The sequence below is a fragment of the Xanthomonas sp. genome (genome assembly GCF_017163755.1).
Lineage (GTDB): Bacteria > Pseudomonadota > Gammaproteobacteria > Xanthomonadales > Xanthomonadaceae > Xanthomonas_A.
Genome location: NZ_JAFIWC010000009.1, coordinates 28,510 through 51,602 on the forward strand (window position 1 = coordinate 28,510; position 23,093 = coordinate 51,602).

Annotated in this window: 18 protein-coding genes; 10 read left to right on the forward strand and 8 right to left on the reverse strand. The window is 68.6% G+C overall.

Annotated features, from left to right (window positions below):
• Positions 1 to 283 precede the first annotated feature (283 nt).
• The 8 genes from JR065_RS07775 to JR065_RS21800 all read left to right on the forward strand — a co-directional run bounded on the left by JR065_RS07775 (position 284) and on the right by JR065_RS21800 (position 9,167).
• A complete protein-coding gene (locus JR065_RS07775; protein ID WP_241093468.1) occupies positions 284 to 3,370 on the forward strand; it encodes a TonB-dependent receptor in 3,087 nt (1,028 codons plus the stop codon).
• Between the two features lie 84 nt (positions 3,371 to 3,454).
• Positions 3,455 to 4,234, forward strand: coding sequence for a Slam-dependent surface lipoprotein (locus JR065_RS07780; protein WP_206233463.1), 780 nt, complete (start codon positions 3,455 to 3,457; stop codon positions 4,232 to 4,234).
• A 108-nt stretch (positions 4,235 to 4,342) separates the two neighbouring features.
• Positions 4,343 to 5,839, forward strand: a complete 1,497-nt coding sequence (locus tag JR065_RS07785; RefSeq protein ID WP_206233464.1) for a surface lipoprotein assembly modifier — start codon at positions 4,343 to 4,345, stop codon at positions 5,837 to 5,839.
• A 78-nt stretch (positions 5,840 to 5,917) separates the two neighbouring features.
• A complete protein-coding gene (locus tag JR065_RS07790) occupies positions 5,918 to 6,511 on the forward strand; it encodes a biliverdin-producing heme oxygenase (RefSeq protein ID WP_206233465.1) in 594 nt (197 codons plus the stop codon).
• A gap of 64 nt (positions 6,512 to 6,575) precedes the next feature.
• Positions 6,576 to 6,956: a YbaN family protein gene (locus JR065_RS07795; RefSeq protein ID WP_206233559.1), complete on the forward strand. Its 381-nt coding sequence runs from the start codon at positions 6,576 to 6,578 to the stop codon at positions 6,954 to 6,956.
• A 363-nt stretch (positions 6,957 to 7,319) separates the two neighbouring features.
• Positions 7,320 to 7,994, forward strand: coding sequence for a tonB-system energizer ExbB (gene exbB / locus JR065_RS07800; protein WP_206233466.1), 675 nt, complete (start codon positions 7,320 to 7,322; stop codon positions 7,992 to 7,994).
• 13 nt (positions 7,995 to 8,007) lie between these two features.
• Positions 8,008 to 8,439 carry a TonB system transport protein ExbD gene (gene exbD, locus JR065_RS07805; RefSeq protein ID WP_206233467.1) on the forward strand — a complete coding sequence of 144 codons (432 nt, stop codon included), beginning with the start codon at positions 8,008 to 8,010 and terminating at the stop codon, positions 8,437 to 8,439.
• Between the two features lie 131 nt (positions 8,440 to 8,570).
• On the forward strand, positions 8,571 to 9,167 hold the full coding sequence (locus tag JR065_RS21800) for a TonB family protein (RefSeq protein WP_206233468.1): 597 nt from the start codon (positions 8,571 to 8,573) through the stop codon (positions 9,165 to 9,167).
• A gap of 370 nt (positions 9,168 to 9,537) precedes the next feature.
• On the opposite strand, the gene JR065_RS07815 is transcribed toward JR065_RS21800, so the two are convergent.
• On the reverse strand, positions 9,538 to 10,443 hold the full coding sequence (locus JR065_RS07815; RefSeq protein WP_206233469.1) for a helix-turn-helix domain-containing protein: 906 nt from the start codon (positions 10,441 to 10,443) through the stop codon (positions 9,538 to 9,540).
• 110 nt (positions 10,444 to 10,553) lie between these two features.
• Between JR065_RS07815 and JR065_RS07820 the strand changes: the two genes are divergently transcribed.
• Positions 10,554 to 12,746, forward strand: a complete 2,193-nt coding sequence (locus JR065_RS07820; protein WP_241093469.1) for a TonB-dependent receptor — start codon at positions 10,554 to 10,556, stop codon at positions 12,744 to 12,746.
• A 715-nt stretch (positions 12,747 to 13,461) separates the two neighbouring features.
• Here the strand turns inward: JR065_RS07820 and JR065_RS07825 are convergent.
• The 7 genes from JR065_RS07825 to JR065_RS07855 all read right to left on the reverse strand — a co-directional run bounded on the left by JR065_RS07825 (position 13,462) and on the right by JR065_RS07855 (position 21,904).
• Complete coding sequence (locus tag JR065_RS07825; protein ID WP_206233471.1) at positions 13,462 to 15,504, reverse strand: TonB-dependent receptor; 2,043 nt, start codon at positions 15,502 to 15,504, stop codon at positions 13,462 to 13,464.
• A gap of 41 nt (positions 15,505 to 15,545) precedes the next feature.
• Positions 15,546 to 16,829, reverse strand: coding sequence for a DUF3526 domain-containing protein (locus JR065_RS07830; RefSeq protein ID WP_206233473.1), 1,284 nt, complete (start codon positions 16,827 to 16,829; stop codon positions 15,546 to 15,548).
• Entirely contained in the window at positions 16,826 to 18,265 is a 1,440-nt protein-coding gene (locus tag JR065_RS07835) for an ABC transporter permease (RefSeq protein WP_206233474.1), read from the reverse strand. Before JR065_RS07835 ends, JR065_RS07830 begins: the two co-directional genes overlap by 4 nt.
• On the reverse strand, positions 18,262 to 18,984 hold the full coding sequence (locus tag JR065_RS07840; RefSeq protein ID WP_206233475.1) for an ABC transporter ATP-binding protein: 723 nt from the start codon (positions 18,982 to 18,984) through the stop codon (positions 18,262 to 18,264). The genes JR065_RS07835 and JR065_RS07840 overlap by 4 nt, the downstream gene beginning before the upstream one ends.
• A 342-nt stretch (positions 18,985 to 19,326) precedes the next feature.
• Complete coding sequence (locus JR065_RS07845; RefSeq protein ID WP_206233476.1) at positions 19,327 to 20,397, reverse strand: NAD(P)H-binding protein; 1,071 nt, start codon at positions 20,395 to 20,397, stop codon at positions 19,327 to 19,329.
• A gap of 569 nt (positions 20,398 to 20,966) precedes the next feature.
• A complete protein-coding gene (locus tag JR065_RS07850) occupies positions 20,967 to 21,440 on the reverse strand; it encodes a DUF6644 family protein (protein ID WP_206233477.1) in 474 nt (157 codons plus the stop codon).
• Positions 21,431 to 21,904, reverse strand: a complete 474-nt coding sequence (locus JR065_RS07855) for a DUF6152 family protein (RefSeq protein WP_206233478.1) — start codon at positions 21,902 to 21,904, stop codon at positions 21,431 to 21,433. The genes JR065_RS07850 and JR065_RS07855 overlap by 10 nt, the downstream gene beginning before the upstream one ends.
• 135 nt (positions 21,905 to 22,039) lie before the next feature.
• Between JR065_RS07855 and JR065_RS07860 the strand changes: the two genes are divergently transcribed.
• A complete protein-coding gene (locus tag JR065_RS07860; RefSeq protein ID WP_206233480.1) occupies positions 22,040 to 23,017 on the forward strand; it encodes an AraC family transcriptional regulator in 978 nt (325 codons plus the stop codon).
• Positions 23,018 to 23,093 lie beyond the last annotated feature (76 nt).

A 23,093-nucleotide genomic window follows, 5' to 3' on the forward strand; every position in this document is an offset into this window, starting at 1 on the left:
AAGATGAACCTGGAATAAACAATCCTGGCCCGATCCGGCGCCAGGCAGCCGGGTCCGTGCATTCGGTGTGGACAAGAATCAATCGCATTTGTCTTTAGGGGAGTAGCCAGAGAAAACGCCGTTTCCTCAAGCCAGCCGTCACGCCGCTACCGCAGGTCCCGCAGCGCGGCGCCATCCACTTGAGGAATCCGAGTTCATGCAGCCTGCTTCGCCTGCGTCCGTTGGGCGCGCTTCCGCGCCAGCCACCCTCGCGCTGTGCATCGCCTGCGCGCTGTCGCCGGTCATGTTCGTCCCCGCTGTCCTTGCCCAGCCGACGCAGGCCGACGTCCGCCGTTACGACATCCCCGATCAGTCGTTGCTGACTGCCGTGCGCGAATACGGGCGGATCTCGGGCGTGCAGGTGGTGTTCCAGACCCGCATCGCCACCGATCTGCGCGGCAATGCGGTGAGAGGGGAGTTGGACGCGGAAGAAGCCTTGCGTCGCTTGCTCGCGGGAACGGGCCTGGCGGCCCGGCGCATCGGCAACGGCACGGTGGCGCTGGAGGCGACGCAGCCCGTGGCGGCGCAAGGCGACGTACTGAGCACCGATGCCTTGAGCGTGTCCGGCGACCGGGGCCGCGGAGGCGGCGCGGCGCGCGACCAGCGCGGCTACGACGACGTCTACGATCTGGACGTCTCCACGTCCTACATCGGCCGCGCCGAGGTCGAGCGCTACAAGGGCAAGACGCCCTCGGACCTGGTCAACGGGGTGCCCGGCGTGTTCAGCGGCGACGCCCGCAACAGCGGCGCGCTGGACTTGAACATCCGCGGCATCCAGGGCCGCGGCAGGGTGCCGGTGCTCATCGACGGCACCGAGCAGGCGCTGACGGTGTGGCGCGGCTACAACGGCGCCACCAACCGCAACTACATCGACCCGTTCCTGATCGGCGGCATCCAGATCGTCAAGGGGCCGGCGATGGTGCGCAACGTCAGCACCGGCGTCGGCGGCGCGATGGTGGTCAAGACGCTGGACGTGGACGACATCGTGTCCGAAGGCACGGGCTTCGGCGGCGAATTCAGGGTCGAAGGCAGCAGCAACGCGGTCGCCCCGCGCCTGCCGACCCTGCACACCGGCGAGGACTATCGCACGGTGGACGGCTATCCGCAGAATTCCGGCATCACGCCCAACGACGACTTGACCCTGCGCGTCGCGCCCAGGACCGGGGGCGGGGGCTACGACGTCTTCGGCGGCGAGGACTACGCCTACCGGCTGGCGCTGGGCTGGAAGTCCGAGCGCGTGGACCTGCTCGGCGCCTACGCCTATCGCGAACGCGGCAACTACTACGCCGGCAAGCGCAATGCCGGCTACTACTCGCACGAGCAGGCCAGCTGGTCCGACGACGTCATCTCCTGGCTGGCCACGCGCCTGCCGCCCGGCAACGAGATGACCAACACTTCCAGCCAGATGGAGTCATGGCTGTTCAAGGCGACGTGGCGGCCGACCGACGACCAGCAACTGGAACTGGGCTATCGCGACAGCCTTTCGCACTACGGCGAGATCATGCCCTCGCGGCTGTTCGCGTCGTCCGCGCCCGGTTCGGTGCAATGGCCGTTGAGCCGGGTCGACGCCCAGGCCTGGAACCTGGAATACAAATGGCAACCGGAAGACAGCCGCTGGATCGACCTGTACGCCAACCTGTGGCGTACCGACACGCTGAGCGACACCTACAGTGCCGGCGGTTTCCCCAACTACGCCGCCGGCGCCGACAGCGGCGATGTCGTCCTGCGCAACACCGCCATCGCCAACGCCACCAACGCCCGCAACGGCGTCACGCTCAGCAACAAGATCCGCTTCACCGATGCGTTGGACCTCACCCTCGGCGGCGACTTCCAGCACGAGAAGCTGCGCTCGGGCGACGTGGTGTCGCCGAACGACGGCTGGCGCAGCTACCCGCGCGCCGGCCGCCGCGAGGAGTGGAACGCCAGCTTCAACTTCGACTGGCGGCCGCTCGACTGGCTGCAGCTCAGCGCCGGCATGCGCTACGTGGACTATTGGGCCTACGACGACTACGTGGCGGCCAATCCTGGCAGGTTCGGCAACAGCGCGACGGTCAGCCGGGAAGCATCGTACTGGACCGAACGGACCGAGTTCGACCAGGCCGAATACGATGCGATCGCCCAGGCGGTGGCCGAGGCCGAGGCGAACCGGGCCGAGTACGAGAGCCAGGGGATCGACCTGGATGCGCTGATCAGGGAGGCATGGGATGCCCTCCAGGTCAGGACGGTGCGCGAAACCCATCATCTGCCCTGGGCGCCGGATGCGGACGGCAAGTACGCCGCCGCCACCAACCCATGCCTCAACGGCCAGTTCCTGCAGGATGCGCAGCAACACCTGCAGGGCGGCGCCACGCTCGCCTCCATCAACGGCGAGGACGACGCCACCTACTGCCGCACCAGCCCGATAAACGAGTACGTCGCCGCGGTCGCCGAGAAGAAACGCGGCCATCGCTGGGTGCCGGCGTTCTCGGCCACGGTCGTCTTCAGCGACTACGACCGCGCCTACTTCCGCTACACCGAAGCGGTGCGCTATCCGAGCCTGTTCGAAAGCACCATCGGCTTCTCGGCCAACGTCAATCCGTTCCGCAGCCTGAAGCCCGAACATGCCTACAACTGGGAGCTGGCCTACATCCACGACTTCAGCCACCTGCTGTCGGCGGAGGGGCGCGCCGACGTCAAGCTGGCCTACTACTCCAACAAGACCCGCAACGTCATCGAGCGCGACAACCGCCTGAGCTTCGGCAACATCGACAAGCAGACCATCCGCGGCGTCGAACTGACCGGGCGCTACGACGGCGGCCGCTTCTTCACCGACCTGGGCATGAACTACATGCTGGAGAACGAGGTCTGCGATGCGAGCCACGCGCTGCTGACCAGCATTCCCAACGGGGAGAACGTCGATGCCCAAGGCAATGCCTCCGACGTCTTCCTGCCCGGCTGCGTCAAGTACGGCTTCCTGCAGGGCTACCTGCTGACCCAGGCCACGCCGGAGTTCTCGGCCAACTGGTCGCTGGGCGGGCGTTTGCTCGACAAGCGCCTGGAGCTCGGTGGCCGGGTCACCTACTACAGCCGGTACAAGAACGCGGACCTGGACTTCTACCGCGCCAATGTCATCGACAACGGCGGCGGGTTCCTCGCCACGTCGAACTACCCGTACTCCTGGGGCGAGACCCTGCTGTTCGATGCCTACGCCAGCTACCGGATACGCGAGGACCTGGTCGCCGAACTGTCGGCCACCAACCTGACCGACCAGTACTACATCGATCCGGCCACCCGCGGCCTGGTCGCCGCGCCGGGGCGCACGCTGAAGCTCAGCCTGACCGCGAGGTTCTGAGCGCCTCTTCCGAATCATGGAGCGATCGCTTTTCGGACAGGACGTCCTTCTTCCGTTGCATCCACCCATCCAATGAGGTCACTCATGAAAACGCAAAGCAAACTCTCCGCGCTCGCCCTGGCATTGGCGGCCATGACCGTTGCCGGCCTGGCCCAGGCCCAGTCGGCCGAAGCGCCGTTCTTCGGCGGCACCAGCGATGCCGCCCGGGTCGGCGTGGGCAAGTCCGATGTCTCGGCCGGCACCGTGCATACGCCGGGCCTGGCCGGCATTTCCGTGCAGGCCAGCGGCATCACGCTGCAGGTGGACTTCCGCGGCCTGTCGCAGTATTCGGGCCCGGGCCCGATCTACCAGTTGAACATGCCCGCCGACCCGGACCACCCGGGCAACCTGGGCGTGTTCACCTTCGCCCGTGCCGGCAGCGGCGACGTATGGTTCGGCGAGTGGTCCGCCAACGGCAATGTCGGCGCCGGCGACCACACCGTCTACTACGTCGGCGACACCACCGGCACCACCGTGCCGACCAGCGGCACGGCCAGCTACGCCGTCACCGGCATCAACAATTCCGGCAGCGGCAGCGTGCTGAGCGGCAACTTCACCGCCAACTTCTCGACCAACCGGTTGAGCGGCAGCCTGACCCGCAGCGGCTCCAGCACGGTCAACACGCTAGCGTTGGGCAGCAGCACGCTGGTCAACTACGTGACCATCAATCCGTCCACCGCCACCTTCAGCGGCGCGGCGCGGGCGGATGCGACCGCGGGCACCGTCGAGGGCCGCTTCTACGGCGCCAACGCGGCGGCGCTGGCCGGCATGGCCACCTTCGCCGACAGGTCGAAGAACGTGGCCTTCGGCGGCGGCAAGCTCTGAGCCGTGCCGGCGTCCTGCCGCTCGGCGGCATGGGCGCGCCACGTTGATTGAGGAAGGCAAGGACCAGCCGGCTGCCAGTCCTTGCCACACTTTTCGGTACTCCAGACGATGTCATTTGCTTTCCCCGCCCTGCGCCGCCACCGGTATCGGGTCGCGTCGTTCCTCTCCCTCCTGCTGGGCAGCCTGCCGCTGCATGCGCAGCAGCAGGAGGACATTCGCCGCATCCTCGACCAGCGCACAGAGCGCCAGGGCGCCGAGCGCGAGCGCGAACTGCTCAAGGACGAACTGGACGACGCCCGCCCCACGATCGTCGTGGACGGACAGAGCCACACCGTCGGGCACAACGCCAGCGATGTGGGGCGCGCGCTGTACCTGTCGCTGCAGAACAGGCAATGGACGGCAGCGGACCGCTTCCTGGACGAATACCTGGCGCTGCCGGATCGCGATCCGATGCTGGTGCACTACGCGCAGGGCATGCTGGCGCGGCTGCGCGGGCGCCATGCCGACGCCGCGCGCGAATTCCGCGCGCTGCTGGCGCTGCAGCCGGATTTCCTGCTGGGGCGGCTGGAACTGGCGCGGACGCTGTTCGAGGACCAGCAGGATCGCGAAGCCGCAGAACTGTTCGAGGCCATTGCCGCCTCCATCGATACCGCCGATCCCAAGACCGAGGGCGTGCGCACGTCCATCGCGACCTTCCGCCAGGCGCTGGAGAACCGGCGCGCCTGGAACGGGACGTTCGCGCTGGGGCCGGCGTGGAGCGACAACGTCAACCGGACCTCGGCCAGCCGCACCTGCCTGCTCTACTACGAAGACATCTGCTTCTTCGACCGCAAGACGCCGGACGCCATCGTCTCGACCGGCATCGACTACGACGCCAGCCTCGACCGGCGCCTGGCACTGCGAGGCCATCACGGCCTCTACCTGCGCTCGTTGCTGTTCGGCCAGAGCTACCGCGACCACAGCGCCTACAACGAGCTGACCTCGACCACGCAGGCCGGCTACAGTTTCCGCAGCGGACGCCACGGCATCGCGCTCGCGCCCTCGTTCGACTACTACCTGCTCGGCAATTCCGCGCTGTACGGCGCGTGGGGCGTGCACGGCGAGTGGAACTACACCTTGTCGCCCTCCTCGATGCTGAAGCTGGAAGGCGACTGGAAGGACCTGCGCTACCGCCAGGCGCTGTATGCGGACAACTACGACGGCGTGTCCCGCTCGATCTTCGCCACCTACTTCCGCAGCCTGGGGCCGCGGCTTTCCGTGTTCGGCGGCGCCGATTTGCTGGACAGCGACGCGCCGACGGAGGTCAACGCGTACCGGCAGAAGGGCCTGCGCCTGGGCGCATCGCTGCAATGGCCCGACGGCTTCAGCAGCACGGTGTTCGCCGCCTGGCGCCGGCGCGACTACGGGGCCTACAACGCGCTGCTGGAAGCGCGGCGCGAGGACGACGAGCGCAGTCTCACCCTCGTGGTGAAGGCCGCGCGCTGGACCGTCGCCGGATTCACGCCCCTGCTGACCCTGCGCCGCAACACGGTCAAGAGCAACGTCGGTTGGCTGTACTCCTACGACAAGAACGTCGCCAACCTGAAACTGGAGCGCACGTTCTGACCGGCCATGAATGTTTCCTGCGAGCCGCACGCCGATTCCAACGTTCTTCCCTTTCCCGTCTTTCCGCGAGCCGTTGCCATGAACGAAACCATCGCTGACTCCGCCACCACCCGCAGCCAGCGCCTGAAGGCGGCCACCCAGGCCGTGCACGAGCGCCTGGACCGGACCATCATGGCCGGCGACATCTTCGCCAGCCGCGAGCGGTTCGCGAAGTTCGTGCGCGTGCAGTACCGCTTCCATCGCGACGTCGACCCGCTGTACCGGCACGCCGCGCTGGCTGCGCTGGTTCCGCAGCTGGCCGAGCGCCGCCGGCTGCTCAAGATCGCCAACGACCTGGGCGATCTGGGCCAGCCGCTGCCGCCGCACGCGCCGGACAGGCTCGGCCTGGACACGCCGTTGGCCACGGCGCTGGGCTGGCTGTATGTGGCCGAGGGGTCCAACCTCGGCGGCACGATCCTGTACAAGCTCGCCTGCCAGAAGCTGGGGCTGTGCGACGGCCTGGGCGCCCGCCACCTGGCCGGGCATCCGGACGGGGTGGCGCGGCACTGGCGCGCGTTCACCGCGGCGCTGGACGGCGTGCCGCTGTCGGCAGCGCAGGAGGACCAGCTCGTGAAGGGGGCGGAGGATGCGTTCGGCGCCGTGCACGGCTACGTCCGCGAGGAAATCGCATGAGCCGCGCGCATGCCGCGGCGGGTCCGTGCGGCGTGCCGACAGGCCTGGAGCGCGAGGGCGCGTGATGCGCTGGCTGTGGTTCGGCCTCGGCTGGTCGATGGTGGCGCTGGGGATCATCGGCGCGTTGCTGCCGGTGATGCCGACCACGATCTTCCTGATCCTGGCGGCGGCGTGCTTCGCCCGCTCCTCGCCGCGCTTGGAAGCCTGGCTGTTGGACCATCCCAGGTACGGGCAGCCGCTGCGGCTATGGCGCGAGCAGGGGGCGATCAGCCGCAAGGGCAAGGCCTTTGCCGCCGCCGGCATGGCCCTGGGCTATGCGCTGTTCTTCTGCGGCGCGCATCCGGGCTGGAAACCGGCGCTGGGCGTGGGCCTGTGCTTGGCCGCCAGCGCCGGCTACGTGGTGTCGCGGCCGGCGCCGCGCCTGGATGCCGGGCGGCCGCGATGAGCAGCGCCGCGCCGCAACGCCCGCCGTACGGCCAACCGCCACGCGTGTCTTGTCCGGCCCTGTTGCGCGGCGCCGGATTGCGGGTGACGTCGGCGCGCCTGGCGGTCATGCGCCTGGCACCGGACGTGTACCGGGCCCACGGCCGCCTGAGCGCGCGCGCCATGCACGAGGCGGCGAGCCGCCACGGCTACGCGATATCGCTGTCGGCCTGCTACCACGCGCTGTCCGCCCTGGCACGGGCCAGGCTGCTGCCATGCGCTCCACTGTCGCCTCGGCCCGTTGCCGATGCGTTTGTTCCCGTTCCCCGCCCTCTGGACGACCATGCCGACCCCACGCCTTCCTCCTGACCTGAGCCCCTGGCAAATGTTCCTGCACGCCGACTGGATCGTGCAGGCGGTGATGATCGGCCTGGCGGCCGCGTCGATCGCCACCTGGACGGTGCTGCTCGCCAAGACCTGGGAACTGCGCAAGACGGGCGCCACCCTGCGCGCCGCCCAGGCCGCGCTGCTGCACAGCCGGCAGCTGGCCGACGCCATCGCTGGACCGCACCTGGGCCACGGCATCCCGCGCGCCCTGATCGAGGCGGCGCAGCTCGAGCTGCAGCAGTCGGCGGGGCTGCACGACAAGGCCGGCATCAAGGAGCGCCTGGCCTCGCGCCTGGAGCGGATCGAACTGGCCTGCGCGCGCCAGCTGCGCGTGGGCACCGGCCTGCTCGCCAGCATCGGTGCGGTCGCGCCGTTCGTGGGCCTGTTCGGCACCGTGTGGGGCATCATGAACAGCTTCGTCGGCATCGCCCGTTCCAACACCACCAACCTGGCGGTGGTCGCCCCCGGCATCGCCGAGGCGCTGCTGGCCACCGCGCTCGGCCTGGTCGCGGCGATCCCGGCGGTGGTGATCTACAACCACTTCACCCGGCAGCTGGGCGGCCTGCGCGGGGTGCTGGGCGATCTGTCGGCGAGCGTGCAGCAGATCGTCTCGCGCGACCTGGACCGGCGCGAAGCGTCCACGCCCGGCATCGCCGCCGTGGCCGCGCACTGAAAGGATGGAGACTATGGCGATCAAGACGGGCAGGCACGACGACGACCTGGACGAGAACCACGAGATCAACGTCACGCCCTTCATCGACGTGATGCTGGTATTGCTGATCGTCTTCATGGTGGCGGCGCCGCTGGCGACGGTGGACGTGCCGGTGGAACTGCCGGCCAGCGCCGCATCGCCGCAGCCGAAGGACCGGGACCCGATCTACCTGACCGTGCGGGAGGACCTGTCGCTGAGCCTGAACCACGACGCGGTAGGTGCCGAAGAACTGGGCGCGCGGCTGGACGCGCTGACCGGGGGAGACCGCGACGAACGCATCTTCCTGCGCGCCGACAAGGCGGTGCCGTACGGCGAGCTGATGGGCACGATGGACGCGCTGCGCAAGGCCGGCTACCTGAAGGTGGCGCTGGTCGGGCTGGAGCAAGCGCCGGAGCCGGCCGGGTGAGGGAAACGCGGGGCGCTGGCGACGCATGGCGACGCTGGGGGACGAGCCTGGGCCTGGCGCTGGGACTCCATGCGGCAACCGTGGGCGGCGTGCTGTGGTGGCAGGCGCGCCGCGCACCCGAGCCGCTGCCCGTGCCTGCCGAAGCGGTCATGGTCGAACTGGCGCCGCTGCCGGAAGCGCCGCCGTCGCCACCGGCGGAACCGCCGCCGGGCCCGCCGCGGCACGAACAGCGCAAGGCCGCGCCGCCGCCCGCGCCGATGCCGCCGCCGCCGCGCAAGGCGCCGCAGGCCGACATCGCCCTGCCGGAACAGGCGCAGGCGCAGCAGGACCAGGAACGCGCCGCCGCCGACATCGATCAGGCCAGCGCCCCGCCCAGCGTGCAGGCCCCGACCGGCCGCCGCCATGCGGCCAGCCAGACGCTGGCCGGCGTGGCACCGCAGGCGATGGTCACCTGGCAGGCGCAGGTGCTCGGCCACCTGGAGCGCTTCAAGCGCTACCCGCGCGCGGCGCAACGCCGGCGCCAGGAGGGCGTCGTGCAGGTGCAGTACGCCGTGGACCGGCAAGGCCAGGTCCTGCGGGTGGCGCTGCTGCGCAGCAGCGGCCGCGACACCCTCGACGCCGAGGCCGTGGCGGCGGTGCAGCGCGCCAGCCCCTTGCCGGCGCCACCGCCGGAGATCGACGGCGAGGTGGTCGAGGTCACCACGCCTGTGGAGTTCTTCCTGCGATGAGCCGCGTTCCGCTGGGCGCGGTGTTGCATTGCTTGCCTGCAAGGCTGGCTTGGGAGCGCGAATCCTCAGGGGCCCGTTTGGCGTTTGCTACTGGCGAAGCAGGTCGCGGGGAGCATGTCCAGTGGCGGAGCGGCAAGGCCGGCGACTGCCGAGCTTGGACCATGAAATTGGGTGCTTCCCTGCATACGGACCTGCTCACAGCCCTGAATATCCAAGACGTCCGACACACCGTGCCGGCCCAGGTCGTTCGGCCGCAGTGATTCCAGCACCGTTTCCGATGCCTTCATGATGACGGCATGCGGTCACCCGCCGGCTGCGGGTGGCCGACCATGCGCTTGTGAGCCCGGCTGGGTTCGGTTCTAACTGGAGCTCAAGGATGTTTCAGACACCGCGCGGCAGGCGCCAGCGGATTTTCCGCGGTTTGTAGTCGCGCCGCTTCGCCCCCTCCGCAAGCAGAGGGAGAGGTTCCTGTCACCCGGCGGAACGCGGCCGCGAACTTGCTGACGTTGGTGTAGCCCGTAGCCTGCGCCACCTCGGTTACGCGGCATCCTGAGGCCAACTGCACGCGTGCCCAGTGCATGCGCCGATGGGTCAGGAATACGTAGGGCGACACGCCCGTTGCGGCCCGCAGCGCTCGGCCGAAGCGCGTCACCTCGATGCCCAGGGCGGCGGCCATGGCCGTAACGTCCGGCCGGCTTCCCCAGTGGGAGTCGATAAAGCGCTCCAGCGCGGAGAGTTGCTCCGACGAGAGCGGACGCATGCTCCGCGCGGACAGCGCAGGCCGGGCGGCCAGGTGTCCCAGCCTACGCACGATGACGCGCGCGCCTTCCACCAAATAGCTGTCGGAAAGAATGCCAGCCGCACCCACCGACCAGAGCGCCTGTAGAACGGAGGTCACCACTGGGTCGCGGTACAAGCCGTTGGCCAACGCGACGAAATCTCCCACGCCCGGCTCCGCCTCTACCGCAGCCCACTCCACGGCCAGGCCCAGCACCTCGACCGGCGGGCTGGAGTAGGTACCAGTGACGGCGGGAGGGACGACGTTGAATTGGCCAACCTGCCAATGCGCATCCAGCTCGCCTGTGTTCGTGCATTGATACAGGCGCCCCCCGCCGCCCAACGCCAGGGCCAACCGCAGCTGGGTGGGGTGGCCCATTGGGCCGTCGCTTGCAGCAAACGAATGCCGCACCAGTGCAATGGAGCCGTCCGCGCTCGATAGCAGGGAATTGGGAGGAAGCGGCGTTTGTCGAGAAACCTGATCGACGAGCGTGGGCATGGCGCCGGAATCGGATCGGCCGCGGCCGGGAATGGAGTAGCGCATTGCCGTCAATGTTACAGAATAACAGTGATGCGCGGTCGCGCTCTTCTCCCACCCGTGAGGTTTCCTTGAAAGTCCCTGCTTCCGCCGTCGCTCTCGCCGCGACCGTCCTGATTCCTGCCATCCACGCCAATGCGCAGCAGGCGACCGAGGCGAAGACCCTGGACGAGGTCGTGGTCACCGGCTCCAAGCGGGACACGCCGTATCTCAAGAGCGACCTGTCGGTGACGGTGCTCGACCGGCAAGCGCTGAAGGAAGCCGGCGTCACCGAATTCCGCGATTTGGACAAGCTCGCCCCCAACGTCAAGTTCAACGCCATGGGGCAGTTGAGCGATATGTACATTTCGATCAGGGGCATCGAGTCCAATCCGTTCCTGGTCAACCGCGCGTCCGTCTACATCGACGGCATCCCGTTCCGGGAACTGAGCAACGCGGTACTGAACCAAGTGGAATCGGTCGAAGTGCTGCGAGGTCCCCAGGGAACGCTCTATGGCGCCAACAGCGAGTCGGGGCTGGTGCTGGTGCGCACGCGTGGCCCGGCAGATGGCGGCGAGGGCGAGATCAACCTGCGCAGCACATGGTTCGGCAACGGCAACGGCAACAGCCTGGATGGGTTCCTCGCCGGGCCGCTGGCGGAGGACGGCAAGTTGGCGGGATCGGTGGCGTTCATGGCATCGGACGAGAACAGCTACCTGCGCAACCTGACTCCGTTCCAGGGGACCCGCGGCCAGGTCAGGGAGGGCTACCTGCAGGGCAAGTTGCGCTGGCGTCCAAGCGACTACGTCAGCGTGAATGCGCTGGCCTACCATCTGCGCACGCGCGCTCCCGGCATGTTCGAGTACGAGTACCTGCCGCTGGATGTGGGCCTGTACAACCGCACCTATGGCGATGCCCTCAATGGCGGGCGGCGGGCGGGGGACTACACCTACATCAACGATGCGCCGAAGCGCACTGAAAAGGACGAGACGGTCGCCGGCATCAGCGCTCAGTGGCAACTGGTGGCCGGGACCTTGGACGTGGCCGCCTCGTATCGAACCCAGGAAGACACATCTGCCGGCTACGACTTCGACATGACCCACAGCGCGGCGTTGGCGGGTCGGATCTACGACAAGCAGGACGCCTGGAACGCCGAAGCGCGCTTCAGCTCCCCCGACGACCAGCCGCTGACCTGGATGGCCGGCGCATCGACCTATCGCAACGGCAAGGATTCCATCCTGGGCACGTTCGTGGGGCCGATCCTGCGCGGGCTCGACAGCTACAACCTCGCGCCACGGCAAACCGCCAAGGGCGAGGACTACAGCGTCTTTGCCACTGCCAGTTTCACTCCGCCTTCCTTGCCCAAGCTGACAGCCAGCGTTGGCGTGCGCCATGAGCAGGCGCGGCGGTCCACCGAACAGAGGGCGGGTTCGCTGGACCTGGGGGCGGGCGGCCTGGTCATGTACAAGGACGCAGCGCTGCACCATACCTTCCATGCGACCCTGCCGCGCGTGTCGCTGCGCTACGACGCGGCGGGCGATCTGTCCTTCTACGCGGCGTCGGCCAAGGGCTATATTCCCGGCGGTTTCAACCTCGCCGCGGCGCAGAGCGAGGAGATCAACGATCGGGTGCTTCGCTATGAATCGGAGATGATGTGGAGCCACGAACTGGGCTTCAAGATGAACCTCGGGCAGGGCCGTGGCCATGTGGGCGGCGCGCTGTTCCATATCACCTCGGACAACTGGCAGGAGATTCAGCTGGCGACCGATGCCAACGGGCGGCCGGTGTCCTCCGACTACGTCGGATCGGATGCGTCGATCCGCTCCCGTGGCGCCGAACTGGAAGGCGTGTATGAGCTGTTCCCGGGCTTCACGCTGACGGGCAATGTCGGCTATGTGGACGCCGAGTACACCCGGCTGTGGGCGTCGGCCGAAGAAAACCTGGCCGGCAACCGGGTAAAGCTGACGCCGCACTACACCGGCTACCTCGCCGCGCGTTACCAGCATGCGTCGGGTATCTTCGCCAGGGTTGAATCGGCTTTCACCGGAAGCAGCGCGCTCGATGAGAGGAACCGGGCCTACCAGCCTGCCGTGGCCATACTGGGGCTGCAGCTGGGATACGAGCAGGGGCCTTGGACCGGCCGGATCTTCGTCCAGAACCTGACGGACAGGAGGCGAGTCAACGGCCTGATCTTCGACAACCTGGCCTTTGGCCGGGACGGCAACTACTACGGCCCGATCGACAGCCCGCGCGTCGTCGGCGCCGAGATGGGCTACCGCTTTTGATGCGATGGGCGCGTTGTTTGGTTTCAGCTACCCCCTCGCCATGCGTGGTGTGCCGCTTGCCACCGGGCGGCCGTTGATCATCGATAGGATCTAGTGGTGTTCCGTCGCCTGGGACGCACGCTCAGCATTGGCACGGCGCCATCAACCGCCTCCGAGTCGGGAGGCGCTATCGCGACGGCGGATGAAAAGAGGCGAAAATCACATCAGCCGCCCAGGAATCAGGCAGTGCCACTTCCGATGGCCGCCTGGGGACGGCATTGCTAAAGTCGGGAGGTCGTCTGGGCTCACGTGCGGGCTTCGGTGGCGGCGGCGCGACCTTCCTTCGGCACTCGGCGAGGCGACGGGAAGCCGCAGGTGCGAGTGGCGTTGCGTGAGTGAACTGCCGCCCAGCCTCTGCCCCGCGTGGCCGGCGAATCGCGATGACGTGCACGTGGTAGGTGCCAAGGCGATGAACGCCTCGGTGCAGCCTTGTGGCGATCGGGGCGACGCGGCTGCAGAGGCTCGCTCACGCAGCGCTGCAGGCCGCTACCCGGTTGGTGCGGGCGCTATGCCATCAATGATGGGGACCATGGCGGCAGCGTCGATGTCGCGCGGTCGTAACCCGCGTCGCACTGGCGCCTGGTCTGGCCGGGCCGAGGCCATGAGGTCGGAACACTGTCGTTTGCGCGACGACGCGGCGTGGGTGGGAATAACCACCCACGCGCGTGGCCGGGGCTCAGAGTTTCAGGCTCAACGACAGGAATGCCGAGCGCGTGGGCGCAGGCGAGAACATCGGGCGTGCGTCGCTGCCCCAGAAGAAGTTGTCGTACCAGACATACTCGTACTCGCGGCCGGTCACGTTCTTGAGCTGCAGGTCGATGCGCATGCGCTCGGAGAGCCGGTAGCCCGCGCTCAGGTCGAGCACCGCGAAGCCGCCGAACTTGCCTGCGGCGTTGCGCGCCTCCAGGTAGTAGTCGCCCTGCGCGCGCGCCTGCGCGCCGAGGCGCAGGCGGTCGGAGGCGTCGAAATCCACGCCGATGTTGGAGATGAAGCGCGGCGTCGCCAGGACTTCGTTGCCGGCGAGCGAGGTGCCGTCGTCGGCAAAGGCGCTGACCACCTTGGCCTCCTGGTAGGCATGCGAACCCCACAGCGACCAGCGCTCGCCGATGCGGGTGCTGGCCTGCAGATCCACGCCGCGCCGGCGCGTCTGCCCCAGGCCCACGGTGGTGCCGGTGGCCGGCATGTTGGCCACCTCGTCGGTGGCGTCCTGCTGCCAGATGGCCAGCCGGATGTCGGTGCCGCCGGCCCCGCTGAACTTGATGCCGGCTTCCTTGCCGGTATTGACCGACGGCGCGAAGGCCTTCTGGCCGGCGGTGAGGTAGGCGGGCGCGGTGGAGCCGGTGAGGATCTGGAACGTGCGGCCCCAGTTGGCGTAGACGTTCAGCGTCGGGGTGAGCGCGTACATCACGCTGAGCTTGGGCTGCTCGATGGTGCCGTAGCGTTGCAGCGGTGCCTCGATGCCGCCGGGCAGCCGGGCGTGGCCATCGAACCGGTCGATGCGCAATGCCGGCACGATCCGCAGCGCGGCCACGGGGGCGTAGATCGCCTGGACATAGGCGCCGGTGTTGTCGAGCGAGTAGCGGTCGTCGTTCTGGATGCGCGTCGGTGCGGCATCGAAATCGGTCGGGATGCCGAAGCGGAACCGGCTGCGCCGGTAGCGGTTGTCCTGGTGTTCGCGGTTCACGCCGCCTTCGAGCGTCAGCGTGTCGCCGGCCGCCCAGGTCAGCGTCGACAACAGGCCGGTCTGGCGCTCGTTCCATTCGCGGCGCTGGCGCGGCGCGTCGCCCACGGGGTAGTCGCTGAAGGTGACGTAGCGGTCGTCGTCGTAGCCGTTGTAGTACAGCTTGCTGCTCAGGTGCACGGTGTCGGACAGCCGCAGATCGAGGTGGGTGCTCAGGTGCCGCATGTCGCGATCGTCGGAGTCGTTGGCATTGCGCGGATCGGACGCGCGGCGGTCGGCGGCGAGTTCCTCGGCGGTCATGAATCCCGACTCGTCGGCCTCGTGGTGGTACAGGCGGGCGATCACGCCGAACTTCGCCACGTCCGCGTCGCTGCCGAAGAACCATTTGCCGCCGACGCTGACCTTCTTCGAGCCGTCGTGCGCGCGGTAGCCATCGGACGCCTGCGTGCCCAGGAAATAGTTCTGCGCGAAGCCGTCGGCCTCGCGGCCCAGCGCGATCTGCGCCTCGCGGGTGTTGAAGCTGCCGTAGGTCAGCCGCGCATCGGTGTAGTCGCCGCCCTGGCGGGTGCCGAAGTTGATGTTGCCGCCGATGTTGTGCAGGCCGTAGCGCGGGTCGTTGGTGCCGCGGACGACCTCGATGTAGTCGATCTCCAGCGGGAAGATCATGTCGATGAAGCGCTGGTTGCCGCTGTTGACGTTGCTCGGAATGCCGTCGATCAGGGTCTTGATGCCGTTGAGGTAGCCTTCGCCGTTGAACGCGCGGAAGGTCACCTTGCCCGACTCGGCGCCCTGGCGGGTCTCGGTCAGCTGCATGCCCGGCATCTGGCCCAGCAGCTCCCAGCTCTGCATGACCGTCTTGTCCTCGATCCGCTCCGCGCCCAGGACATCGACCGAGGTCAGCACCTGGTTGGCGGTCAGCTGGGCCTGGCCGTCGCGCACCTGCACGGCGCCCATCGTGGTGGCGGCGCCCTGCGCTTGCGCGCAGGCGGCGGTGCTGGACTGGGCCGCAAGGACAGCGGCGAGGATGCGGATCTTCATGGGGACGGATGCTCGAGGGGACGCGGGCCGGGGGCCGGCGGTCACAGGGAGGGACGGCGGGCCGCGCCGGGATCGGTGGGCGCGAAGGCCGGCGCGCGAGCGAAGTCGTCCGCGGTGAACGGACGGTCGCGGAACAGGTAGCCGTAATAGAAGTGGCGCAGTTCGCCGTGGTAGGCGCGGATGCGGTCCTGGTAGGCCAGGTGCGCGCCCATGTCGGTGGATGCCCAGCGCGTCAGCACGGCCTGCATGCCGACCGGCGGCAACAGCCAGCCAAGGCGCGTGGCCGTGGCCAAGCGGCGCTCGATGCCGTCGCGATAGGCGGCGGCCATCGCGGCCACGCTGTCGTCGCCGTTCTGGTGGAAGGCCAGGTACCACTTGTAGTGGAAGGCGGCGCCGAGCGGCGCGGAGTCGCTCCATTGCGGGTATCGCGCATAGAACCGCTGCATGGTGGCCTCGCGCGGGATGTCCCAGGCGCGGTTGACCGCCTCGCGCTGCGCGCGCGCGATCTCGGCGCCCTGCTCGACCGGGATCGCGCGCTCGACGGCGACGTGCGACAGCGCCGGCAGCACCAGCGCGATCGCCACCCATGCGGTGACCAGCGCTGCGGCATTGGCCGCCGACGACCAGCCGCGCATGGCCACCACAAGCGCCACTGCGATCCAGAACAACAGGTACGCCGCGGTCAAGCCGACGACGCACACGATCTGCACGAACGGCACCTGCTGCTGCAGCGCGAAGCCGGCGAAGGGAAGCGACACGCACGCCAGCAACACGGCCCAACGCACCACGCTGCGGCGCAGATACAGCCGGCGCAACGACGCGGGCAGGGCGCCGAGCAGGCGCTCGCGTCCGGACTCGGTGTCGGCCGAGCGCAGGTCGTGGAACAGCACGATGACGAACACCGGCAGCAGGAACGTCAGCAGGAACGCGAAGTCGAACCGCCCAGCCAGCGCCAGTTCCGGATTGAAGGTGTCGCCATCGTGGATCTGCGCTTCCAGGCCCAGTGCGCGGACCCGCAGGATGTAGGGGGCGACATCGCGCATGCCGACCGCGGCGAACGCCAGCGGGGTGGGCGCGTGCCACGTGGGATGGAAGGTGTAGTAGGCCGCGCTGCCCGCGTCGGTCGACGCGCCATGCGCCTTCATTACCGCCGCGAGGTCCACCTGCTGCAGCGACGCGATGCGCGCGATCGCCTCGCGTTGGCTCTCCATACGCTGCAGCCCCGACGCCAGGCTGGCCACGGCCAGCAATGCCAGCAGCGCAAGCCCGGCCATGGACATCCGCGAGCGCAGCACCATCAGGATTTCATAGCGCCAGACACTCATCGCGTGGCCCCCAGGCGGCGTGTCGCCAGGCCGAGCAGCGCGAGCGCGGCCAGCAGCCACGCAAGCAGCACGAGCGCGCCCGGCACCAATGCCTTAAGCACCGCAGAGGGCGCGCGCGGGGCGAAGGCGAAGGCCGGAATGTCCTGCCAGTGCCCGCTGTCCACGCGCTTGCGCCGGTCCGCGCCCGCGTCGGAGGCGGTGTCGTCGGCATACGACACGCCATCGGCCTGCAGCTGGTTGAGCTGCTGCACCATCCGGTAGCGGTGCGCTTCGGCCTGCTCCAGGAAGCGCAGATGCGCGGACAGATCGGTCGCGGCCGCGGCCATCGAGAGCTGGCGCAAGGCGATCGCCGGGCTCAGCGCGGCGAAGGCGGCGACCAGCCCGTTCTGCCGGTGCTGGATGCCTGCGCTGCGCGCGGCGTAGGCGTTGAACAGCCCGGACGTGAGGCGCTCGCCTTCCACCGCCACCAGGCCCTTGTAGTTGACCGGCAGGTCCTCGATGCGGGCGACGCCGTAGCGCGCCAGCACGTCGCGCTTGAAGCCGGAGAAGTACGCATCGTTCGGGTCGTGGCTGTCGCCGATCGCGCGCAGGTCCGCGCCGATGGCCACATCGGTCTGCAGCCGGTCGGGCAGCGGATGCGCGGCGTAGGCCACGTCCGGTGCGATCCGCGGCACCAGCAGCGCGGTCAGCGCCCACAACGCGACCAGCGCCAGCAGCGCATCGCGGCGGCGCGGGATCAGCCCCGACAGCGCCACGATCAGCACGCACCACAGCGCCAGGTACAGCGCGTAGGCCGACGCCAGCGCCAGCGCCACGGCGGCCGACGCGCCGGGCGCGGCGGCCATGGCCGCCAGGCCGGCCATGGCAGGCAACAGGAACACCGCGGCCACCGCCAGCAACGCGCCGAGCTTGCCGGACACGATGACCCGGCCCGACGCGCCCTGCAGCATCAGCTGGCGCAAGGTGCCGCGTTCGCGCTCCTGTGCCAGCACCCCGTGCCCGAGGAAGATCAGCACCAGCGGCGCCAGGATCTGCAGCACGAACGCCGGCGTCAGCTGGCCGAACCGCACCAGCACCGAGCTTTGCATGACGTCGCCGAAGTTGGCCGTGTTCTGGCGGTGGCCTTCGAGGAACATGCTGCTGCCGGTGAACGGATCGACGCCGGCATCGAAGGCGGCCAACGCCGACGGCAGCCGGTAAACGAAATGTCCGTAGTGCACCACTCGGTGCGGATGGCGATCCGGCTGGTTGGCGAACGCCGTCTGCGCCGCCGCCTGCTGGCGGGCGCGGTAGTCCGCGGCGGCGCCCATGTGGTGCATCGACACCACGGTGGAGACCACCGCCAGCATCGCCAGCAACACCATGCCGGTCAGCGCGGTGCGGTTGCGCGCCATCGCCCGCCACTCGTTGCGCATCACCGAAGCGACGACGCTCATGCCGCCTGCGCCCGCCCGGCGAAATGCGCGTGCAGCGCGGCCAGGTCGAACCGGCCCCGGTCCACCGCGTAGGCGATGCGGCCGCGTTCGAGCACGCCGATCCGGTCGGCGACCTCCATCGCGCCGACCAGGTCGTGGGTCACCATCAGCACCGAGGTGCCGCGCGCGCGGACCGATTCGAGCAACGCATGGAAGTCGGCGCTGGCGCCCGGGTCGAGGCCGGAGGACGGCTCGTCGAGCAACAGCAGCGGCACTTCGCGCATCAGCGCCGCCGCGATCGCGACCTTCTGCCGCATGCCCTTGGAGAAGCCCGACAGCCGCTGCGTCCATGCCGGTTGCTGCAGGCCCGCCCCGCGCAGGGCCTCGTGGATGGCGTCGCGGGACTGCCTGCGCCCGCTCAGCGAGAGCAGATAGTCGACGTTCTCCAGCGCCGACAGGTGCTCGTAGAGCGCCACGTTCTCGGGCAGGTAGGCCAGCTGCGCGCGCGCCTTCGCTGGTTCCCGCCAAGGCTCGATGCCGGCGACGAACACCTGGCCCGCGGCGGGCTTGATGAAGCCGAGCAGGGCCGACAGCGTCGTCGACTTGCCGGCACCGTTGCCGCCAAGCAAGGCATAGATGCAGCCGGGCTCCACGCGCAGGTCGAGCTCGGACAGCACGGGCTTGTCCGCGTAGGAAACAGAGAGCTGGCGGATATCCACCGGGAGGGATGTGGCGAGCATGCAGTGGCCCAGTCGCGCAAACGGCCCGCATGCTAACATGTAATAACATTACATTTTCAAGAGGGCTGGGCGATCCCATGGCCTGCGCCATTCCCGGTGGCGAGAACCCCAGCGAGCGCCTACTCAGTCGCCGCTCGGCGGCTACAGCGCTGCGGAATGTCCGCTTGAAGTGGCGGCAAGACCGCTGCGCCCATCAGCCGGCGGAGCAGCGCCTGCATCGTCTGCTGGGTCGCACTACCGTGTCCGCCACGACGCCTCCTGCCCGGGACGAATGGGGTTGCCGGCTTGCCGTGCGGGGGGGGGGCAAGCCGCGTCCGATGCGCTTCGGGCCGGCGTAGGGCGCTAGCGGAGAACCGCCGGCCGCAGTTCCTCTTCGCACCACTGCCGGAAGCGGGTCGGGGTGCTGTTTGCGGGCGTGCGCTGGACGGCGTTGTCGAGTCCCGCGTTCTTGGCTCTGGCCATGTCGGTCATGCCCTGGGCCATGGCGTCGGACATGCCGCGCTGGACGAAGCCGGCCTTGTAGGCCTCGAAGCCGACTTGCTGGTAGCGCACGGGCTTGCCCAGCACGTCGGACATGATGCGTGCCATGTCGTTGAAGGACAGGTCTTCCGGACCGAGCACCGGCACTTCGTCGCGTCCGCGCCAGGAGGTGTCGAGCAGCAGCCTGGCGGCGACTGCCCCGATGTCGCGGGTGGCCACCGCCGGCAGCTTGCGATCGCCGTTGATCGGCAGGAAGAACATGCCCCGATCGCGAATCGAGGCAGCCTGGCGCGCGATGTTGTCCATGAACGACGGCATGGTCAGCGCACGGAAGTGCGCGCCGGTGCCCGCGATCAGGTCGTCCATCGCCAGCGACGCGGTGACGTATCCGGCGCTGGCCGCCACAGGCGTGCCGCGCCCCAGTGCGGAGATGCCGACCACGCGACGGACGCCATGCGCCTTGATGGCTGCGCAGGCCGGACGGGTGAAATCCACATAGGCCGCCATGACGCTCTCGGCATGCGGGTCTGCCGGGCACAGCCAGAACACGGTGTCGGCGTCCTTGAATGCCTCGTCGACGACGGCGGCGTCGCCATGCGAGCCCTGCACGACTTCGAGGCGGTCCCGCGTCGCGGCGGCAAGGCGCGAGGGATCGCGCGCGATCACCCGGACCGGAACGCCGCTGTCCAGCGCGCCGCTGTCCAGGAGCTTGTCGAGAACGCGATGGCCGATGTTGCCTGTCGGCGCGGTGACGACGATCCTGTTGCGGGTGGACGGCGAGGCGGCATGTGCAAGGCCCGCGACGCCAAGGCTCGCGAGCATGCCGGCACCGGCGCCCAGCGCCAGGCCGCCCAGGAAGTGGCGTCTGTCGATGCCCTGCGTGAATGTTGGCTGCGCATCGGCTGCGAAACCGGGATCTGCTTTCTCGACCATATCTCACCTCTTTGGCCAGCCGGCATCACGTGATGCCGACTCTGGCTGCAAAGGTTAGAAGCCGATGCTTGTACGATCCATGCGTGGAAATCTGTTTCATCTTCGCGATCGTCCACGCTCGATGAGCGCATGGGTGAATGCACCCGCATACGGCCTGCGTTCGACGACCGGACCAACCGCTCGGAGACCTGCGATGCGATGAGGCCCGCCAGGCGCGTCCGATGGGCACGACCGCAATGGGTCGTCGAGCCAAGTCCTGAAGAAGCCGGCGGCGTCGGTCGATCGCTGCCATAGCCTTCGCGTCGCACCGCCGACGCGGACCTCGCCCACGAAGTCCTTCGGCGGTTGCGGAAATGGCGCATGCGGCGTTGTTGCGCGCCGGTACCGGTCGGCATGCCGGGGCAAGCATCAGCCAGCCGGTATTCGCAGATTTCCGAACAGGGTGTTCGGAGCGCGTCTTCGGCGCAACGCCGAAAGGAATGCGCTCGACGCGGCGAAGCCGAGCCAGGCATGGATACGTCCATCCCGCCTGCCGCGGCCGCCCGGGCGGCGCCTCGCGCCGGCATCCATTACGTGAACGCAATCCATCGTCCCGCGAAGATGGCGGCCAGCCACAGCAGCAGCGACGCTGCGGCGGCAATCCGCCCCATCGCTGTGCCTATCGCGTCCACGACATCGCGCGAGGGAGTCCGCCTGCGCAGCACGAGCGCATTGGCCCCGGCCGCCAGCAGGATGCCCATCTTGGCGAGAAAGGCCGGATTGTCCGCATAGTCGCCAATGCGTACGCACGCCAGCGCTACGCCGGACGCCGCGGCGAGTGCGAAGCCGAACACCGCGATTCGCACCAGCGATGGCAACGCCCGATCGAACTGCGGCCCCGTGACGTGCAGCAGACGAAGATCCACCGGCACGATCGCCCCGAACAGCAGGCCGATCCCCACCAGATGCAGCGCCGAGATGCATGGATAGACGAGCGGCGCCGTGGCGATGAAGCGCGCCGGCGTCGACCCCTCGATCCATGTCAGGGCCTCGGCTAGCGGCATCCGTGCGTCCTGCCCGCCCAGTCGCCGGTGTAGGAAACGATCCGGCCACTGGGCAGCCGAATCCAGGAACTGCGCAACTGATGCGGCGCCAGGCAGTTGCGCAGCGCGATGAGCACGACGCGGTCGCCGGCGCGCAGCTCGCTTCCGAGTTCATGGAACATCCGCACCGGCGAGAATTCGATCTCGCGCACTTGACCGGCGTCTTCTGGACGCATGACCAGGGGCCCCGTGATGATATCCGGCCGATCGACGTCCAGTGCCGGCACCTCCGTCGCATCGACCCGCACCGATAGGACGGGATGCGGAGGCGCGAACGTCGCACGCGTGATCGTTCCGGCGATCACGATCGGCGTGCCGGTGTCGTACCGGCCGGTGACCCCGTGATGCGCCCATGCGGTGCCGGCCGAAAGCGCCAGCACGCCGAGCATCGCGGCAATGTACTGCCAATCAGGAAACTGTCTCACGATGCGCTCCTCAACGTCATGGTGTGCCCCAGTCCGGCGATCGTCCGGGACCATGACGGGAACCTTAGATCCCTATGGGCTGTGCTAGCCATGCGATAACGTCCGCCTTATCTTTGCGATCGTCCAGGAGAACCCATGGATCCGCTCTCAGACGTCCTCTCGCTGCTGAAGCCGCGCAGCTACGTGTCCTCCGGCGTCGACGCCGGGGGCGCGTGGTCGATCCAGTTCCCGGACCAGAACACGCTCATCAAGTGCTATGCCGTGGTGACCGGCGAATGCTGGCTGGAGGTCGAGGGCGTCCCCGACGCCGCGCATCTGAAGCAAGGCGACTGCTTCGTCCTGCCAAGCGGCCGCCCGTTCCGGCTGGCGAGCGACATGGCGCTGCCGCCAGAGCCCTCCAGCCACTATTTCCCGCCGCCGCGCCCTGGTGCTGTGGTGAAGATCAACGGCGGGGGCGACTTCTTCCTCGTCGGCAGCCGGTTCGGCGTCAGCGGCGGGCACGCCGAAATCCTGATGGGCATGCTGCCGCCCATCGTGCATATCCACAACCAGTCGGAACAGGCCGCGCTGCGCTGGTCGGTGGAGCGGATGATGCAGGAACTGCATTCCCCCCAGGCCGGCAGTGCCCTGGTCGCCCAGCACCTCGCCCACATGATGCTGATCCAGGCGCTGCGGCTGCACGTTGCGGAAGGCGAAGCGGACGGCGCGGGATGGCTGTACGGCGTGGCGGACAAGCAACTGGGCCCGGCCATCAGCGCAGTTCATGCCGACCCGGCGTATCGCTGGACATTGCAGGCGCTGGCCGAGCACGCCTGCATGTCGCGCTCGGCCTTCGCGCGCAGATTCAGGGAGACGGTGGGAGCGTCGCCCATGGAGTACGTGACGCGCTGGCGCATGCTGCTGGCGGGAGACAAGCTGGAGAATTCCGGCGATCCCGTTTCCGTCATCTCCTTCTCGCTCGGCTACGAATCGGAAAGCGCGTTCAGCACGGCGTTCAAGCGGATAATGGGCGTTTCGCCTCGACAGTATGGCCGGCGGGCGACACCCGCTTCGAATGGCGCTGCCGCCTTGGTGAACGGTGCGAAGCAGCCCCAGGCCGATGCACGCGATTGATGGCGTGAGCGTCGCCTCTCGAGGCAACGCGATGGCGCGGCTACCCGGCGTCGCTTTCGCGGGAGCGGCACGCTGC

Coding starts and splice junctions, on each gene's coding strand:
- JR065_RS07860 (WP_206233480.1), top strand. CDS start 22,040: ATGGATCCGCTCTCAGACGTCCTCTCGCTGCTGAAGCCGCGCAGCTAC.
- exbD (WP_206233467.1), top strand. CDS start 8,008: ATGGCGATCAAGACGGGCAGGCACGACGACGACCTGGACGAGAACCAC.
- JR065_RS07845 (WP_206233476.1), bottom strand. CDS start 20,397: ATGGTCGAGAAAGCAGATCCCGGTTTCGCAGCCGATGCGCAGCCAACA.
- JR065_RS07790 (WP_206233465.1), top strand. CDS start 5,918: ATGAACGAAACCATCGCTGACTCCGCCACCACCCGCAGCCAGCGCCTG.
- JR065_RS07835 (WP_206233474.1), bottom strand. CDS start 18,265: ATGAGCGTCGTCGCTTCGGTGATGCGCAACGAGTGGCGGGCGATGGCG.
- JR065_RS07825 (WP_206233471.1), bottom strand. CDS start 15,504: ATGAAGATCCGCATCCTCGCCGCTGTCCTTGCGGCCCAGTCCAGCACC.
- JR065_RS07850 (WP_206233477.1), bottom strand. CDS start 21,440: ATGCCGCTAGCCGAGGCCCTGACATGGATCGAGGGGTCGACGCCGGCG.
- JR065_RS07795 (WP_206233559.1), top strand. CDS start 6,576: ATGCGCTGGCTGTGGTTCGGCCTCGGCTGGTCGATGGTGGCGCTGGGG.
- JR065_RS07830 (WP_206233473.1), bottom strand. CDS start 16,829: ATGAGTGTCTGGCGCTATGAAATCCTGATGGTGCTGCGCTCGCGGATG.
- JR065_RS07785 (WP_206233464.1), top strand. CDS start 4,343: ATGTCATTTGCTTTCCCCGCCCTGCGCCGCCACCGGTATCGGGTCGCG.
- JR065_RS07840 (WP_206233475.1), bottom strand. CDS start 18,984: ATGCTCGCCACATCCCTCCCGGTGGATATCCGCCAGCTCTCTGTTTCC.
- JR065_RS07815 (WP_206233469.1), bottom strand. CDS start 10,443: ATGCCCACGCTCGTCGATCAGGTTTCTCGACAAACGCCGCTTCCTCCC.
- exbB (WP_206233466.1), top strand. CDS start 7,320: ATGTTCCTGCACGCCGACTGGATCGTGCAGGCGGTGATGATCGGCCTG.
- JR065_RS07780 (WP_206233463.1), top strand. CDS start 3,455: ATGAAAACGCAAAGCAAACTCTCCGCGCTCGCCCTGGCATTGGCGGCC.
- JR065_RS07775 (WP_241093468.1), top strand. CDS start 284: ATGTTCGTCCCCGCTGTCCTTGCCCAGCCGACGCAGGCCGACGTCCGC.